General features: G+C 41.8%; 12 protein-coding genes and 1 other RNA gene. 9 read left to right on the forward strand and 4 right to left on the reverse strand.

The window, feature by feature from the left end; genetic code table 11:
• Both AAFF35_RS21465 and aroC read left to right on the forward strand, forming a co-directional pair.
• Positions 1–1,254, forward strand: coding sequence for a 3-phosphoshikimate 1-carboxyvinyltransferase (locus tag AAFF35_RS21465; RefSeq protein WP_342328587.1), 1,254 nt, complete (start codon positions 1–3; stop codon positions 1,252–1,254).
• Between the two features lie 25 nt (positions 1,255–1,279).
• On the forward strand, positions 1,280–2,374 hold the full coding sequence (aroC, locus tag AAFF35_RS21470; protein WP_342328588.1) for a chorismate synthase: 1,095 nt from the start codon (positions 1,280–1,282) through the stop codon (positions 2,372–2,374).
• A 69-nt stretch (positions 2,375–2,443) separates the two neighbouring features.
• On the opposite strand, the gene AAFF35_RS21475 is transcribed toward aroC, so the two are convergent.
• Positions 2,444–4,867 (reverse strand): thiamine pyrophosphate-dependent enzyme, encoded by a 2,424-nt coding sequence (locus tag AAFF35_RS21475; protein WP_342328589.1) that lies wholly within the window; start codon positions 4,865–4,867, stop codon positions 2,444–2,446.
• Positions 4,868–4,999: 132 nt separating this feature from the next.
• On the opposite strand from AAFF35_RS21475, the gene AAFF35_RS21480 reads away from it, so the two are divergent.
• The 7 genes from AAFF35_RS21480 (at position 5,000) to AAFF35_RS21510 (ending at position 14,841) form a co-directional block, all read left to right on the forward strand.
• Positions 5,000–5,392: a DUF1573 domain-containing protein gene (locus AAFF35_RS21480; RefSeq protein ID WP_074605936.1), complete on the forward strand. Its 393-nt coding sequence runs from the start codon at positions 5,000–5,002 to the stop codon at positions 5,390–5,392.
• Between the two features lie 62 nt (positions 5,393–5,454).
• Entirely contained in the window at positions 5,455–6,657 is a 1,203-nt protein-coding gene (locus tag AAFF35_RS21485; RefSeq protein WP_342328590.1) for a pyridoxal phosphate-dependent aminotransferase, read from the forward strand.
• Between the two features lie 29 nt (positions 6,658–6,686).
• Positions 6,687–7,053, forward strand: a transfer-messenger RNA (tmRNA) gene (gene ssrA, locus AAFF35_RS21490).
• Positions 7,054–7,251: 198 nt separating this feature from the next.
• The gene (locus AAFF35_RS21495; RefSeq protein ID WP_342328591.1) at positions 7,252–7,857 is read left to right on the forward strand and encodes a sigma-70 family RNA polymerase sigma factor; all 606 of its coding nucleotides are present in this window, start codon (positions 7,252–7,254) and stop codon (positions 7,855–7,857) included.
• A gap of 75 nt (positions 7,858–7,932) precedes the next feature.
• Positions 7,933–9,123: a FecR family protein gene (locus AAFF35_RS21500; protein ID WP_342328592.1), complete on the forward strand. Its 1,191-nt coding sequence runs from the start codon at positions 7,933–7,935 to the stop codon at positions 9,121–9,123.
• A 159-nt stretch (positions 9,124–9,282) separates the two neighbouring features.
• Positions 9,283–12,762, forward strand: coding sequence for a TonB-dependent receptor (locus AAFF35_RS21505; RefSeq protein WP_342328593.1), 3,480 nt, complete (start codon positions 9,283–9,285; stop codon positions 12,760–12,762).
• A gap of 153 nt (positions 12,763–12,915) precedes the next feature.
• Complete coding sequence (locus AAFF35_RS21510) at positions 12,916–14,841, forward strand: RagB/SusD family nutrient uptake outer membrane protein (RefSeq protein WP_342328594.1); 1,926 nt, start codon at positions 12,916–12,918, stop codon at positions 14,839–14,841.
• Positions 14,842–14,918: 77 nt separating this feature from the next.
• On the opposite strand, the gene AAFF35_RS21515 is transcribed toward AAFF35_RS21510, so the two are convergent.
• From AAFF35_RS21515 to AAFF35_RS21525, 3 genes are all read right to left on the reverse strand, one after another.
• On the reverse strand, positions 14,919–15,629 hold the full coding sequence (locus AAFF35_RS21515) for an SPFH domain-containing protein (RefSeq protein WP_143010393.1): 711 nt from the start codon (positions 15,627–15,629) through the stop codon (positions 14,919–14,921).
• A 190-nt stretch (positions 15,630–15,819) separates the two neighbouring features.
• Positions 15,820–16,464 (reverse strand): DUF6624 domain-containing protein, encoded by a 645-nt coding sequence (locus AAFF35_RS21520; protein WP_342328595.1) that lies wholly within the window; start codon positions 16,462–16,464, stop codon positions 15,820–15,822.
• Positions 16,465–16,537: 73 nt separating this feature from the next.
• Entirely contained in the window at positions 16,538–17,113 is a 576-nt protein-coding gene (locus AAFF35_RS21525) for a hypothetical protein (RefSeq protein ID WP_342328596.1), read from the reverse strand.
• Positions 17,114–17,183 lie beyond the last annotated feature (70 nt).

The raw sequence follows: 17,183 nt of genomic DNA on the forward strand, positions 1-17,183 counted from the left end.
ATGAGTAAGCATGCACTTGTTTCTTTTACGGGAAACACAGAAATCCATACAGAGATCGCGCTTACGGGCTCTAAAAGCGAGTGCAACAGGGCATTAATCATTAGTGCTGCAAGCAAGGGCGCGGTAAAAGTAGAAAATATGTCTATTGCTGCCGACTCTGTAACGCTTGACCGCATTTTAAACCAGATTTCCAGCACAGATCCACATCAGCAAACTGTTGATGTGGGCCCTGCAGGGACTGCCATGCGCTTCTTAACAGCTTACCTTCCTACCCTTCCCGGACAGTTTTTACTGACCGGAACAGAAAGGATGAAACAACGTCCGATTGGGATCCTTGCCGAAGCTTTAAAAGCAATTGGTGCAAACATCAGCTATGCAGAAAAAGACGGTTTCCCTCCATTGAATATTACTGGCCCACTAGCGCAAAGCGAAGGTGCTGTTAAGATTAAAGGAGACATCAGCAGTCAGTATATATCTGCACTATTGATGATTGCTCCTACTCTGGAGCAGGGTTTAACCTTACAAATTGAAGGGGAATTAACCTCCCTCCCTTATGTAAATATGACCCTGAATATGTTGGAGGAAGCAGGAATCAGCCATACCTGGGATGGGAACAACATCAGCATCAAACCGCAGCCTTTTAAAGCTGCCACGTTGATGGTAGAGCCCGACTGGAGTGCTGCTTCATACTGGTACAGCATTGCCTGTTTAGCAGAGAAAGCCAGCATCTCCTTACCTTATTTAAAAGAAAAAAGTCTGCAGGGTGATAGCCGGATCCGATCAATTATGAGGGCATTTGGAGTACAAACTGCAACCACAGCTACAGGGATTACCTTAAGCTCTTCAGAAACTGATTTCGGTGATGAAATTTTAGACCTGAAGGATTGTCCGGATTTAGCACAAACCATTATTGTATGTGCAGCTGCTTTAAAGAAAAACCTATCCTTCACCGGACTGGAGACTTTGAAGATTAAAGAGACGGACCGGATTAAGGCTTTGCAAAATGAACTCGCCAAAATTGGTGTAACTTTAAGCGAAGATAACCTGGTATATACCCTGAACTGTGAAGGACTTCATTTTCCGGACAGGGTAACTTTCGGTACTTATGAAGATCACCGCATGGCGATGGCCTTTGCACCACTTAGTCTGCTGATCAAGGAAGTCGTACTGGAAGAAATGGATGTAGTGGAGAAATCTTACCCTGACTTCTGGAAAGACCTGAGAAAAGCAGGATTTACAGTTGAAGTGATTTAAATTAATCTATAAAAATTAACAAAAAATGGCAGGTAATACATTCGGACAACTATTTCGCATCAGCACCTTTGGCGAATCTCATGGTGCAGCTATTGGTGTTATTTTAGACGGTTGTCCGGCACAATTGCCAATTGACCTGGATTTTATCCAGTCGGAATTGGATAAGCGCAGACCAGGGCAATCGAAGATCACCACGCAAAGGAAAGAAAGTGATACTGTTCAGATCCTTTCCGGAACTTTTGAAGGTAAAAGTACAGGTACGCCTATTGCGATGCTGATCCCGAACGAAGATCAACGAAGTAAAGATTACAGTCACAATACAGATGTTTACCGTCCTTCTCATGCTGATTATACCTATGATGCAAAGTATGGTATCCGCGACCATCGCGGTGGTGGCCGTTCCTCTGCCAGAGAAACAGCTGCCCGTGTTGCTGCAGGTGCCATTGCCAAACTGCTTTTAAGGCACCATGGCATAGAAATTTTCGCACATGTTTCCGCAGTAGGAAAGATCAATGCACCTAACCTGGAATCTTCTTTAACTGTGGATCAGCTTTTGGAGATCCGGGAAGAGAATATTGTGCGTTGTGCAGATCCTGCAACCGCAAGGGAGATGATCGAATGCATTGATGCCATTAGAAAAGATGGAGATACTATCGGTGGAAAGGTGAGCTGTATCATCAGAAACTGCCCTGTCGGGCTCGGTGAACCCGTATTTGACAAGCTACATGCCGACCTCGGTAAGGCCATGCTCAGTATCAATGCCGTTCATGGTTTTGAATACGGATCAGGATTTAGTGGCAGTGAAATGAAGGGATCAGAACACAATGACATCTTTATTCCTGGAAATGATGCCCCTAAAACATTAACAAACTTCTCCGGAGGAATCCAGGGAGGAATCTCTAATGGGATGGAAATCAACTTTACAGTAGCCTTTAAACCTGTAGCCACCATCATGCACAATCAGCAAACGATTAATGCAGCCGGAGATGCAGCGGAGATTAAAGGTAAAGGCCGTCATGATCCATGTGTAGTACCACGTGCCGTAGTCATTGTAGAAGCAATGGCCGCATTGGTATTGGCCGATCAGCTGCTTAGAAATAAAAGCAGTCAGCTGGATTAGCAGCAAATCAAAGTCATAAAAAAAGGTGTTCCGTTGTACAGAACACCTTTTTTTATGACTTGATATTTATTAAAAAATCGCAGGATATTTAACTGAATTATGGTCGTGCATCATTTGATAAACCGCTTCTACCACGTCGTCTAGCGATGGTTTACTGAAATAATCGCCATCAGAACCATAAGGAGGACGGTGTGCTTTGGCACTTAGCGTTTGAGGCTGTCCATCCAGGTTATAATAACCTTTTTGTTCTTCTAAAATCTGTTGCAGAATAAATGCGGTTCCGCCTCCAGGTACATCTTCATCCACTACCAATAACTTATTGGTTTTACTTAAAGATTTAGCACAAAGCTGATCCGTATCAAAAGGAAGCAGGGTTTGCGGATCAATGATCTCCACAGAGATGCCAAACTGAGCCAGCTCTTCTGCCGCTTCTTCCACTATTCTGAGCGTAGATCCGTAAGAAACGATGGTCAGGTCTGATCCTTCCTTAATCACTTCTGCCTTACCTAAAGGAACGGTATACGCTCCTACATTTTCAGGAAGTTTTTCTTTTAATCGATATCCGTTCAGACATTCGATCACCAGAGCAGGTTCATCAGATCTGAACAAAGTATTGTACATTCCGGCAGCCTGAGTCATGTTACGCGGCACACAGATATGTAATCCACGCAAGGAGCCAAGAATCATGCCTATTGGTGATCCTGAATGCCATACCCCTTCCAATCTATGTCCGCGGGTCCTGATAATTACCGGTGCTTTTTGTCCGGCTTTGGTACGGTACGATAAACTTGCCAGATCATCGCTCAATACATTTAAAGCGAACAGGAGATAATCCAGGTATTGAATTTCGGCAATTGGCTTTAAACCGCGCATGGCCAGTCCGATTCCCTGACCAACGATGGTCATTTCTCTGATTCCTGTATCTGTAATTCGCAGGTCGCCATATTTGGCCTGCAATCCGGCAAAACCCTGATTTACATCGCCAATGGCACCTAAATCTTCACCAAAAGCTACCAGACGTGGATCACGGCCGAAGTTGGCATCAAAACAGGCATTCAATAATTCGCGGCCATCCACCATTTTACTCAACTCATTGTACTCCGGCTGAAGCACTTCAACCAGAAAAGGGCTTTCTTTACCATCGGTGAACAACTTCGAAGAATAACGTTCGGTATTCATTCCACTTTGTTCCTTATACCATTCCAACAGCTCATTTCTTTCGCCGGATGGATGTTGCAGGCTTAAACGCAATGCTTTTCTTGCCGAGGAGATTACTTCTTTACGTTGCGCATCTGGCGTATTGGCCAGCTGAGTGGTAATTTTCGTCAGTGCAGGATTTCCTTTCGCAAGGGTATTGATCAGTTCAATTGCCTGATCTTTTTCTATTTTTATATCCGCAAGGAATTCATTCCATGCTTCTTTTTGCGTTTCACGAACAAATTTCTTTGCCTCATCTTCCAGGGCTGCTAATTCTTCTTCAGGAATAATGGCAGATTCGATCATCCATTTACGCATCTGAACGATACAATCGTACTCTTTCTCCCAGTCTAAGCGGTCTTTATCTTTGTAACGTTCATGTGAACCTGAAGTAGAGTGGCCTTGTGGCTGCGTCACTTCAGTAACGTGAATCATTACCGGAACATGTTCTGTTCTGCAGACATCGATGGCTTTCTGATACGTTTCGCATAAAGCCGGGTAATCCCAGCCTCTTACTTTATATATTTCATATCCGGCAGCATTTTCATCTCTCTGGAAACCCTTCAGGATTTCCGAAATGTCTTCCTTTGTAGTCTGGTATTTTGCAGGAACAGAAATTCCATAAGCATCATCCCAAATGGAAATGGCCATAGGGATCTGTAACACACCAGCAGCATTGATGGCTTCAAAAAATACGCCTTCCGAAGTAGAAGCGTTTCCAATTGTCCCGAAAGCCACTTCATTTCCATTTACGGAGAAGTTTTTTAAGTATTCCAGTTCTGGATTTTGTCTGAATAATTTCGAAGCATACGCCAATCCGACTAATCTGGCCATTTGTCCACCTGTAGGTGCAATATCGGATGAACAGTTTTTCATCGCGGTAAGGTCCTTCCAGCTGCCATCTTCGTTAATGGAACGGGTGGCAAAGTGGCAATTCATCTGCCTGCCTGCAGATGCAGGTTCAGCTTCAACACTAGGGTTGGCATATAGTTGGGCAAAAAATTCTTTGATGGTGCAAATGCCTGTAGCAAATGCAAATGTCTGATCTCTGTAATATCCCGAGCGCCAATCTCCATTCTTAAAGGCTTTGGCCATGGCGATCTGAGGAACTTCCTTACCATCACCAAAAATACCAAATTTAGCCTTACCTGTTAAAACCTCCTTACGACCTAATAAACTGGCTTGTCTACTCTCAAAAGCTATTTTATAATCGTTTACCACAATGGTTTTGAAATCCTCAAAACTTAACTCTGAAGCATCAATGGGATTGGTAGTAGGTTTTATATCCGGCATCATAAGCAATATTAGTTAGGTGACAAAGATACATAAAATCTAAAGTATGACTTATGGCTGTCCTGTAATTTATATATTGGAATACTTTTTGATTTATGAATCAAAAGATTAAATTTGTTTTAAAACACCATAATCATGAAAAAGTTATTACTATTATTTACATTAATTTTAGGAGTAAGTGTTGCAACTAACGCTCAAACAAAACCTGCAGAGTTCAAATTTGATAAAGAGCTTCACGATTTTGGTAAAATCCCATTGAATAAGGCTGCAACGGTTGAATTTAAGTTCACCAATGTTGGAGATCAACCATTAATTCTTACTAAAGTAGAAACGACTTGTGGATGTACTGTACCTGAATATACACAAACTCCGGTTAAAAAAGGAGAATCAGGCGTGATCAAAGTTACTTATAACCCAACTGGTGCTGCAATGCCATTCAGCAAAAGCATTACCATCACTTCTAATGCAAAAACAACCACTAAAGTGTTGTACATTAAAGGAGAAACTGTAGCTGCCAGTACCAAGTAAAATTTTTAAAGATATTTCTTATTAAAACCTCGTTAATCAACGAGGTTTTTTATTTTTGTGCCATGCCTAACATTTCAGAAAAAGGGTTACAAATGCCCGCCTCGCCGATTAGAAAACTTACTCCTTACGCCGATCAGGCGAAAAAGGATGGTAAAAAGGTTTATCATTTGAATATTGGTCAGCCCGATATTGCTACACCAGAAGGCATGTTGAATGCCATCAAAAACATCGATTTTAATGTTTGGGCATATACCCCGTCTGAAGGTACTTTATCTTATAGAACCAAATTAGCCGAATATTACAATAAACTGGGTTATAACATTACCCCTGAAGATATTTTAGTGACTGTTGGTGGGTCTGAAGCGATCACCATCGCCATGCAAACCTGCGTAAATGAAGGTGATGAAATCATCATTCCTGAGCCGTTCTATGCAAATTACAATGGTTTTGCCTGTATGAGTAATGTAGTGGTTAAACCGATCTTATCTTTTATTGAGAATGGTTTTGCACTTCCTGCTATTGCGGAGTTTGAAAAACTGATCACAGCGCGTACCAAAGCAATCATTATTTGTAACCCAAATAACCCTACCGGTTATCTATATTCTAAAGAAGAACTGGAAGCATTGAAAGAATTGTGTCTTAAATATGACTTGTTCCTGTTCTCTGATGAGGCTTACCGTGAATTCTGCTATGATGGAAAAGAATTCATCTCGCCAATGCACCTGAACGGAATTGATGAAAATGTAGTCATCATGGATACGGTTTCTAAAAGATACAGTGCATGTGGTGCAAGATTGGGTTGCCTGATCACGAAAAACAAGGAAGTCATCAAATCAGGATTAAAGTTTGCTCAGGCAAGACTAAGCCCTGGTATGGTAGAACAAATTGCAGGTACCGCAGCTGTAGATACTCCCGATAGTTACTTTGAAGCGGTAAACAAGGAATATACCCTTCGCAGAGATACGATCGTTAAAAGATTAAATGCAATTGAAGGTGTTTTCTGTCCGAATCCGGGTGGTGCATTTTATGTAGTGGCTAAACTTCCGATTGATGATGCTGATGTATTTTGTCAGTGGATGCTGGAAAGCTTTGAGCATGAGGGACAAACGGTAATGATGGCTCCTGCTACAGGCTTCTATTCTACCGCCGGTTCAGGAAAAAATGAAGTAAGAATGGCTTATGTATTGAATACTGAAGACCTGAATAAGTCGATGGATTGTCTGGAAATCGCATTAAATCAATATCCAGGTAGAACAATCGCATAATTTTTTGTAAGTTTGTAGTCCTAACAAATGGGGCCGTTTTGGATTTGACAGGGTGGCGCTACGTATGTTAGCATGCAGTGCGTTGTACGGAGAGCACTTTAAAGAGAACGTTCACACTATAATTGGCGAAAATAACTACGCCTTAGCTGCCTAATTTAGAATTAGCTTAGCTTTTGTCCCTCTGACTGCTGCATTGTTAGGTTAGAATCCGGGGCATCGAAATAACAAAGCTGGCCGCTGTAGGGTATGATACAGTAGCGAGATAAAGTACCTAAGGAAAAAGACAAGGTAGGTTTCCGGCCCGTCTGCTCCCGACAATTGAATGGAAAACAAGCATGTAGAAGGCATAACTTATCACACAACTGGACAAGGGTTCGAACCCCTTCGGCTCCACAAAACAGGTCGGCAAGACATAAACTTGCCGGCCTGTTGTTGTTTTAAGGCAGATCCGGCGCACTCTTTTTACCTACGATAACCTCTTTGTCCGAAAGCCTGTGTTAAGGACACAACATCGATTCCAATTAATTAAAACGTTTAACCAATTTTAAATTAAATTGCAATCGAAACGTCAGGAATTCAAAACAGGCTTCATATATGATTATCCTAAATAAAAAAAGTGAAAAAGATCTACTGATCTCTTTAAAACAAGGAGATGAAGAATCATTTGATATACTGTACCATCTATACAGAAGCAGTTTATACAACAGCATTTATAAAATGGTCAAAATGGAAGAACAATCTGCTGATCTTCTTCAGGACCTGTTCATAAAAATTTGGCAAAAACGGGCAGATATAGACCCCCAGCTGCCCTTTAAGGCATACGTATATCGCATTGCCCAAAACATGGTCTATGATTTTTTTCGCACTGTTGCCCGCGACCGGAAACTGGAAGCTAAACTTATCGTAGCTGCCGCAGTCGAACCGGATTACACGCCAATAGATGACGCAATAGCGGATCAGGATTCCAAGGCGTTAATAGAGTTGTTACTTTCTCAATTGCCTAAACAATGTCGCCAGGCATATATCTATTGTAAAATAGAAGGCAGGGGTTATGAAGAAACGGCCATTTTGATGGGAATTTCTAAAGCCACTGTAAACAACCATATTACTAAGGCCAATAAGCTGCTTAAAATTTTCTTAGAACAATCCAATTATCTTCGTTTAATGGTTCTGGCTATAGCTGTTTGGAGCCGAAGTTGATCTCCAACTATTAGAAAAAATACGACTGCAATAGTTTGATTTTTTTTCCAAAGCGTATTAGTGTAAATATCAATTTTGGAAAAAAAGGAATTAACTATTCTATTTAATAAATATGCTCAGGGAAAATGCGCTCCAGAGGAGATCATCGCCATATTGCATCATTTTGATCTTCATGAATACCAGGAACAGCTTAAGCAATTGATCCTTGAAGAACTTGAAAAGACACCCCCTCCATCAACAGATGAAATTTCCGCACACGCCCTACGCGCTTTTGCTCAAACGGACAAAGCATTGCTGGAATTGTTTGGAAGAAAAGAAGAAGAAAAGCGCCGGTCCGGAGAATTTCGCTGGATTTCAATAGCAGCAATTTTACTGGCTACATTGGCTATAGGATATGTATTCAGACCTCAGTTTTACGGAAAGAATCAACCTTCTCTTTCTACTCTTGCCTTCAAAGATATTGCACCAGGCATTAACCAGGCTGTATTAAAAATTGCAGGCAGTCATGAAATCATTCCGCTCAGTCCGAATAAAGAAGGCGTTCAAATTAAAAATGGGGAAATATTCTATAAGGACAATACCAGGCTAACTGACCCCATCCTAACGAACAAAGAGCTTCAGCAATCCAACAACACGGCTTATACCATTGAAACACCCAGGGCTGGACAATACAAGATCTTGCTGTCAGATGGCACGGAAGTTTGGCTAAATGCAGCCTCTTCCCTCACTTATCCCCGAATTTTTCAGGGAAATACCAGGGAAGTATCCGTTACCGGGGAAGTATTTTTTCAGGTCGCCAGGAACAAAGAAAAGCCTTTTATCGTCCACGTTGGAACTATCAAAAATACCGTTACAGGAACCAGCTTTAACGTCTCGGCTTACCCTGATGAGCAAGGGATAAAAACCACCCTGGTAACTGGTGGACTACGCGTATCCGGATATGGCAATGAAGTGCTGTTAAGGCCAGGTCAGCAGGCAGCTATTGCCGAAAAAAAGATAGCCGTAAATGCGGTTGATACCGATGAATATACAGCCTGGCTCAATAACGAATTTTCTTTTGAGAATAAAAATATCGAAGCAATTATGAAAACCATCTCCAGGTGGTATGACGTGGATGTTTCCTATCAGGGAAACCGGTACGATAACCGAAAATTTGGAGGTACTTACACCCGTACAAAAGGATTATCAGCCTTGCTTAAGCACCTGGAGAGTTTAAGCGGCATCCATTTCATTGTGGAAGGAAGGAGGATAAAAGTATTGATATAAGCGATTAAAAAATAAGCGCACTGGCCGGAGCGTGCCATGCTATAAACTATGAAGAATGATTAAACAAAGCAACCAATTTTAACCAAAAACCTATTCTAACCAAATATGCACTTCCACAGGTTTAAAAAAAATAAAAGCTTGAATAAGCTGTTAAAAATTATGATGACCTTAAAAATCATCATCGTCATCATGTTAGTGTCGTTGTTTCAGGTCAATGCGGGTGTAAAGGCCCAAACCGTCTCTCTTAATAAAAAAATGTCACTCAAAGCGGCATTCAAATCATTAAAAAAGCAGACAGGTTATGACTTTATATACATGGCATCCGATGCTTCCGCATTTGTTTCTGTTGAGGCGGATCGCATTCCGCTGAACGAAGCGCTCCGTTCTTTTTTAAGGCCTCTGTCTTTAGATTTTGAGATTCAGGAGAAAACGGTTCTGATCAAGAAAAAAACAAACACTTTTCACCCCGAGACCGGGAAAGAGAAGCGCGCCCAGGTAACAGGCAAAGTGACAGATGGCAGTACCAAGCAACCTATTCCCGGCGCAAATGTGGTGGTTAAAGGAACTAAAATAACTGCCAGGACAGATGTAAACGGGTACTTTACCATCCAGGTTCCTTATGCGGACGCCGTGATCATTGTGACCTACCTTGGTTATCAGCCGCAACAAATAGAACTGAATGGCAAATCCACAATTGAAGTTTTTTTAGTGGAAGATGCTAAAGCTTTAGAAGAAGTGACTGTAGTTGGGTATACTACTCAAAGAAAAGAATCCGTTACCGGGGCTGTTTCTACGATAACGACCAAAGACCTGCTACAGAGCCCTTCTGCAAATATCAACAATGTACTTGCAGGACGTTTACCAGGGTTAATCGCAAACCAATATAGCGGTGGTGAGCCCGGAGTGGATAAATCTGAGATCTTCATCAGGGGAAAATCTACTTATGGAGACCAATCGCCCATCATTATTGTCGACGGAGTAGAGCGTGATATGTCTTATCTATCTGCAGAAGAAATAGAAACTTTTACTATTCTGAAAGATGCGGCAGCTACTGCTCCTTACGGGATTCGTGGTGCCAATGGCGTAATCGTTATTAAAACAAAAAGAGGACAGGCCTCTGAAAGAGCTACGCTTAATTTCAGAATGTCGCAAGGAATTAATACCCCAACCAAATTACCAAAAATGCTCGGATCAGCAGATTATGCCATGTTGAACAACGAAGCAAAAATTAATGACGCTGTTCGTGATGGGTTAAGCCCTGCAGATATTGCTAAGTTGAATTTGTTTACTCCCGAGGCCATAGATAAGTTTAGAAGGGCCAAGGGCGATAACTCAGATGGCCTTGGCTATAATCATGACTATTTTAAATATATTTTCGGCAGAGGATTACAGCAGGAATATAACTTATCGATCAGGGGCGGAAATGATAAAGCCAGGTACTATATTTTGGGTGGTTATTTTGGCCAGGGACCAAATTATAAACATGTAGATCTTTCTAATTATGGCGTGAGCTCGAAATTTAAGCGATACAATTTCCGCTCAAATATTGATGTAGACATCACTGACAAATTATCGGCAAGGTTAGACCTGGGTGCCCGTATTACAGACCGGACAGCACCTGCAACTACTGCAAGCCGGTTAGCAACCCTTGCTACCACCCAACCACCTTATTTACCAATTACAGTTGCACCTAATGCAAATAAAGCCAACTCCGCTTATCTTCTGGATAATCCGGGCGGGATGTTATTTGGAGATCAGATCTACCGGTACAATGTTTTGGGAGAACTAACCCGTTCCGGATATCTTAGTCAGAAAATAACCAATTTAAATGGCACTTTTTCCCTTCGTTATAACCTCGATCTGATTACCAGCGGATTATCCATAGACGGTTCCCTCTCTTATGATGCAACATCAGATCAATGGATAAACCGCAGGGTAGACCACTATACGGAAGGTTATCGCGAATATCCTGGTTACGCGACCTTCGTTCCTACCGGAGGATCTGATGTGTATATGTCGCCTGGTTTTTATGATGGCGCCTATAAAACCGGCAACAAATACAGTATTGATCAAACTCTGGGTAACAAGTTCGAAAAGCATGACCCTTCCAACCGAACCTATTATCAGTTAAAACTAAACTACGAACGCACTTTTAATAAGGTGCATGAAGTTGCAGGAATGCTTTTATTCAATCGTTCCGGTCAGGGTGCCTATAATGGGGATAAGGCCGGGGTCGATTACCGATATCAGGGAATGACAGGTCAGTTTAATTATAATCTCAACCGAAAATATTTAGCTTCATTTAATTTCGGCTATAATGGTTCGGAAAATTTCGCCAAAGACAAACGTTATGGTTTCTTCCCGGCAGGTTCTGTTGGCTGGGTAATTTCAAAAGAAGATTTTATGAAAGGAACAGCCTCCTGGCTGGATCAGCTAAAGATTAGAGGGTCCTATGGTCTGGTAGGCAGCGACAGACTTACGGACAATAAACGTTTTGCTTATCTTCAAACCTATGGCGGAGGCAGCGGTTACGATTTTGGGATCCAGAATTTCAACGTCAACCCAGGTGGAATCAGTGAAGGAACTTTAGCCAACGTGAACCTGACCTGGGAAAAGGCCCGAAAAACAAATATTGGGTTAGACGCTACCTTTCTAAAACAACGCTTAAATGTTACCGTTGATTATTTTCACGAATACCGTTATGATATCCTAACCTCGTTAAGTGGGAACGACAGATTAGGTTTCCCTGCTGTAACCGGAACTTCTACCCCATTCATCAACTCAGGAATCGTGACCAATCGTGGTCTCGAATTTGAAGTCTCCTGGTCTGACCAGATCGGAAAAGATTTCAGGTATACCCTGAAACCTAACTTCACCTTTGCGAGAAACAAAATTGTATTCCAGAATGAAGTACCGAGAGAGAATCCCTGGCGTCAGGGCACTGGCCATCGCTTATACGAGAACTTCGTCTATGTTTTCGATCATTTTGTAGCAGATCAGGCGGAGGCAGACCGGCTAAACAAAAGCCAGTTCCAACCCTGGGGCAAAGTCGGCCCTGGTGATGTAGTCTATAAGGACCTAAATGGCGACGGAAAAATAGATGATTTAGGAGACCGGATGATTGTTGGCAACCCCAGAAGTCCGGAAATTCAGTTCGGATTACCCATCTCTTTACAATATAAAGGATTCGACTTCAGCGTATTGCTTCAAGGTGCACTCAATACTTCCGTTATGCTAAGAGATGCGGCGACCTGGGATTTCCCACAATTTGATCAGGATAAAACCGGATCTGTAAAGCCTATGCACCTCAATAGATGGACACCAGAAACAGCAGCTACAGCCACCTATCCAGCATTGCATATCGGACAGAACAGCAACAATAAAAATCCGAACAATAGCTTATTTCTTTATGATGCCAAATACTTAAGGATGAAGAATATGGAAGTTGGCTATACTTTACCAAAAAGTCTGATGCGTAAAGTCGGCCTTGCCAACGTCCGCATTTATGCGCAAGGTCAAAACCTCTTTACCTGGGATGGATTGGACAGGGCTGATGTAGATCCGGAAATCGGAGATGCCGGTGGCTATTGGTACCCGGTATTGAAGGTTTATAATTTTGGTATAGATATTACCCTTTAACGCTATTATACAAAGAATTAATCACATGAGACCATCATCAGCATACCGCTTACAAACAGCAATGAACCTGGTTTGCGAGCTCATGAATACCATTGAAAACAATAAATATCAATGAATAATATGCTTACGATCGCTAAAAAAAATTATATACTGATGAAAAATATAAAAATCACCTTAAGTTTTCTGGTTTTAATCATGGTGCTGCTTTCCTGTAAAAAATATCTGGACAAGCTCCCTGATGATTTAACTACAGAAAAAGAAACCTTTGCACGTTATGAAAGGGTGAACCAACTGGTTACTGATCTCTATTCTAAATCTAAGGGCGCTAATGTACCCTTAGCCTGGTTTTACCACTTTTCTTCCGCAGCCATCACAGATGAAGCCGAAGGGACAACTGTTGAAGGTGGAATTACCAATAGCTATAACACAGGGGATTGGACCCCAAATGGGCTCCCTGGGGATAATGGTCAGTTTTGGGATGACTTATACAGCGGCATCCGGAAAGCCAATGTGATTCTTGCAGGCATTGCAGCCAATAAAACACCCGATAATCCAATACAACCAGGTGATTTAGAGAAGCGGATTGGGGAGACTTATTTCTTGCGCGCTTACCTGCACTATTTAGTACTTCGGATTTATGGGGAAGCTCCTTACGTAGAACGCGCCGTTCAAACCAGTAATGAGCTGGATTTTAAACCAGAGTCTGTTCATGCCATGACAGAAAAAATAGTCAAGGATGCCACAGAAGCCTACAACCGCTTGCCGGCATCTCAGGACGGTCAGAATTTTGCCCGTGTAGACAAAGGCGCCTGCCTGGGCTTAATTGCAGTGACAAGGTGGACCGCAGCCACTCCGCTTTGGAATGGAGCAAAAGCTAACGGATATACCGGCAACCGGAAATTTGAAGGAGACTATACGTACAAAGCTACCCGTTGGGAGGCTGCCAGGGATGCAGCTAAAGCGGTACTGGACTTCAAGAATGAAGCCGGGGGACTGCGCTACAAGTTATATGATAGATATTCTAATAAAGATTTTAACGATAGCGGCAATAAAGATTACAATGGCGCTACGGTTTACACCAGGTTGTGGCAGATGTTTTATGATATGGATGCTTTTCAGAATGAAGCCGTTTGGTTTGTAACAAGATCAAAAGGAGAAGGATGGTTTGGAGATGTATACCCACCTAGTCGTGGTGGTGGTGCCCGTCAACAGCCGGTACAGGAACAGGTAGATGAATACGAGTACATTTCCCCTAATGGATTTGGTTACCCTGTTTACTCCAGCCGCGCCATCATTGATGGCTATGATGATGCTAATCCTTATCAATCGGTAAAAAGAGACCCTCGTTTTTATCGCGATATTATTTATCATGGTGCCCCTTTTAGAAATGGCAATAACCAACCTTCCACATTAACTACTGCCAGCGGAAGTGACAAGATCAATGCTTCCAACGCCACCAGAACAGGATACTATCTTCGTAAATTTCTACAGGAAGCATGGAACAGAGACGGAAGTGTGAGTATTACTGCCCCTCCAGTTTGGAGGTTGCCAGAATTCATTTACATCTATGCGGAAGCGGTCAATGAAACATCAGGGCCCACCCAGGAAATTTATGACCTCATTAATACCGTAAGGGCCAGATCTTTTATGGCACCTATGCCTCCTGAAGCGGCCTCCAACCCATCTGTTATGCGCGACTATATTAAAAGGGAACGGCGTGTTGAGTTTTTCTATGAGAACAAAAGGGCATTTGATTCCCGTCTGTACCTGGAACCCAATAATTCCACAGAACTGGCAAGAGAACAGGCATGGAACAGCAGCGGTTCAACCGGTACAGAGCGTTCACAAAAATATTGGCTACAAAATCCAAGGCCATATCCTAAAACTCAGCATATGATCAATGGCATGAGACCAGTAGTAAACCCAAATGGGAAAATTGTAATCGATGGTATTAAATATAGCATGGAACGCTTCTTCGTGGAAGACCGGGTATTTCAAACCCCTAAGCATTATTTGTTCCCAATCATGCAGGGCGAATTACAAAGAGCTCCAGGTCTTGTCCAAAATCCGGGATGGTAATCGGTTCCACAGATCAAACAGAAACGGCTAAGATCTTAATCTTAGCCGTTTCTGTTTTAAATTATTTTCCTGCTTTACTAATCTTCTTTTACCACCTGTTCATCTTTTACGACCTTAACCTCAACTTTCGTTGCCCCTGCTCTCGCAGATGAAACGGCCTTACCAATTTCAGTTAATCCTTTAGACTCGTAGATCTTCATTGCGGTCACCACATCTATCGCCTGCCTGGTTTGCTCTTCAGGAATAGGGACGAATGAAAGGAAGTTTAAAGTCACTCCTTTTGTTTTCAGCAGATTGTTTACATTTTTAAGCAACTCCGCCTCAAACTCATTCTGGTTAAAATCAACGATATCCTCGTTCAATAACAGGTCTCTCGCAATTTCTTTTATCCTTTTATCAATTACTGAGTTTTCAGCAGTTTCATAGGCTTTCGAACTGTTTACCTCACTATCGCTGTCACTATTCATTTTTCCAAGGTACTTAGCCTCTCCTATATATAGCCTTGCATCCGTTATGGAATAATCGTAGGTAACCTCAATTTTTGCCATCACACGATTTTTAAATGCACTTTTAAAAACACTTTCGCCCTGCATTGGATAATCAGGGACTGTAATTTTATAAGAGCACATTCCCACGCCTTTGGGTACGGTTTCTCCTGCTTTAATCAGTTCCCAGCTCACGCCACAATTGCTGGTGTATAAAGTTTGTACATTAGACTGGGCACGATCACAGGAAGAAAGGAATAATGCCATCGAACAGATAGAGAGTGAGGTAAATAGATTTTTCATTCGTTTGGTTTTTTGACGTAATTTATTAATTTATGTGAGAATATCATCAGCAGACTTCATAACTTAACAAATATCTATACATTACGCTCTAAATATTTACATGTGGAAATGGTGATCGTATTGGTAGTAGAATTTTTCTTATACAAATTAACAGGTAAAACCAGGAAAGCTTAGGGAATTTATCAAAATACTATTTCTCCTCTTTTACAGGATACAAAGTAGGCCCTTTAATCCCTCTCTTTTCATAATTATCTTTATTCATTTTAAAATGAAGCTGGCTCATTTTGTTTAAATATTCTTCGATGCTATCCAATCCAACTTCCTTTCTACGCCTATTTAAGGAATCCGGATTTTCTGTGGGACGTGGAATCGCCTGACAACTATCGCTGCTATACATAACCTGCGTTCCATACAATTGATCGCGATTGGTATTGAGCCTTACCCGATCCGTAAGATAAGCATAGTCCCCACTGGAGGCATTCTTCTTTAACACCTGCTTTTTCATCGCGTCCAACACCTTTTGCTGAAAATCCGGCCATTGATCCAAATGCTGAACCAATAACCAGAAATCCCTGGAACCTTGTTTTCCAACCAGATCAAATCCAGGATATCCGTGATCTGACAAGATCTTTTGAAGCCGGCGATGATGCGAGGTAAATACGCTATCCTGGAATTCCTTCCTTTTAGGATCATCGCTTTTATGTTCAGGTTGAAATCCTGCCACTTTCTGATCCCAGATTACCATTTTGGCTAAAGAATCTTTGAGTGCGATGTCAGTTTGAGCAAATGCGATGGCACTATTTAAGAAAACCAGGGTCAGGACAATTCTTTTCATAACAGATCTGTTTATCAGCCTAAGATAATTTATTACGGAGACAAGTTCCGGAATTCATTTCAAAAACATAACGCTATTGCAGATAACGTTTCTTCAGCCAATAAAACAGAGAAAAGCTAATCAGAATAAGTATTCCTGATCCAGATATATATAACCAGGTGCTGACAGGGCTTTTTTCGACAATAGTATTCGACTGCGCTGATTTTGAGCTTTTTTTTGCAGATCCGGATTGCGTGATTTTTCTGCTGACATCATTTTGCAGGATTGTTTCCTTGTTGAATTTAACAGGAATAAGCCGGGGTTTCAAAGTGGCTGAGGCAGAAAGCATACCTGTTTCGGGCTGGAAGATCAGGTTCACATCAAGAAGATCATCCTGAATTACCGTCAAGCCATTTACCAGGCTATCGACATTAAAAGAAGTTTCCTGTTTAATTATTTTTTCCGGGATGACCACTATCGTATCCGATTGCTCCCGAATCGTCAGGATAGACCTGTCGGTAGTCCATTCCTTCATTTTCTTTTTTTCTGATGAGCTGATTTCCTGTTTAGCGTAATCATTAGATTTAAACACTTTACGAAACATACCACATCCGGAAAGAAAGACCAACATGATGAGTAGCGGAATATATTTTAAGCACCAATTATTCATAACTGTTTTTTTATTTCGGTCCCATTTAATATTTAAGAGCATCCGGTTGCGGCTCCAATTGCTATAACCG

Origin of the sequence: Pedobacter sp. FW305-3-2-15-E-R2A2 (assembly GCF_038446955.1) — a bacterium.
GTDB lineage: Bacteria > Bacteroidota > Bacteroidia > Sphingobacteriales > Sphingobacteriaceae > Pedobacter.

Excerpts from the sequence above, each read along its gene's own strand:
- aroC (WP_342328588.1), top strand. The coding sequence starts at position 1,280 with ATGGCAGGTAATACATTCGGACAACTATTTCGCATCAGCACCTTTGGC.
- AAFF35_RS21475 (WP_342328589.1), bottom strand. The coding sequence starts at position 4,867 with ATGATGCCGGATATAAAACCTACTACCAATCCCATTGATGCTTCAGAG.
- AAFF35_RS21505 (WP_342328593.1), top strand. The coding sequence starts at position 9,283 with ATGATGACCTTAAAAATCATCATCGTCATCATGTTAGTGTCGTTGTTT.
- AAFF35_RS21480 (WP_074605936.1), top strand. The coding sequence starts at position 5,000 with ATGAAAAAGTTATTACTATTATTTACATTAATTTTAGGAGTAAGTGTT.
- AAFF35_RS21520 (WP_342328595.1), bottom strand. The coding sequence starts at position 16,464 with ATGAAAAGAATTGTCCTGACCCTGGTTTTCTTAAATAGTGCCATCGCA.
- AAFF35_RS21525 (WP_342328596.1), bottom strand. The coding sequence starts at position 17,113 with ATGAATAATTGGTGCTTAAAATATATTCCGCTACTCATCATGTTGGTC.
- AAFF35_RS21510 (WP_342328594.1), top strand. The coding sequence starts at position 12,916 with ATGAAAAATATAAAAATCACCTTAAGTTTTCTGGTTTTAATCATGGTG.
- AAFF35_RS21495 (WP_342328591.1), top strand. The coding sequence starts at position 7,252 with ATGATTATCCTAAATAAAAAAAGTGAAAAAGATCTACTGATCTCTTTA.
- AAFF35_RS21515 (WP_143010393.1), bottom strand. The coding sequence starts at position 15,629 with ATGAAAAATCTATTTACCTCACTCTCTATCTGTTCGATGGCATTATTC.
- AAFF35_RS21465 (WP_342328587.1), top strand. The coding sequence starts at position 1 with ATGAGTAAGCATGCACTTGTTTCTTTTACGGGAAACACAGAAATCCAT.
- AAFF35_RS21485 (WP_342328590.1), top strand. The coding sequence starts at position 5,455 with ATGCCTAACATTTCAGAAAAAGGGTTACAAATGCCCGCCTCGCCGATT.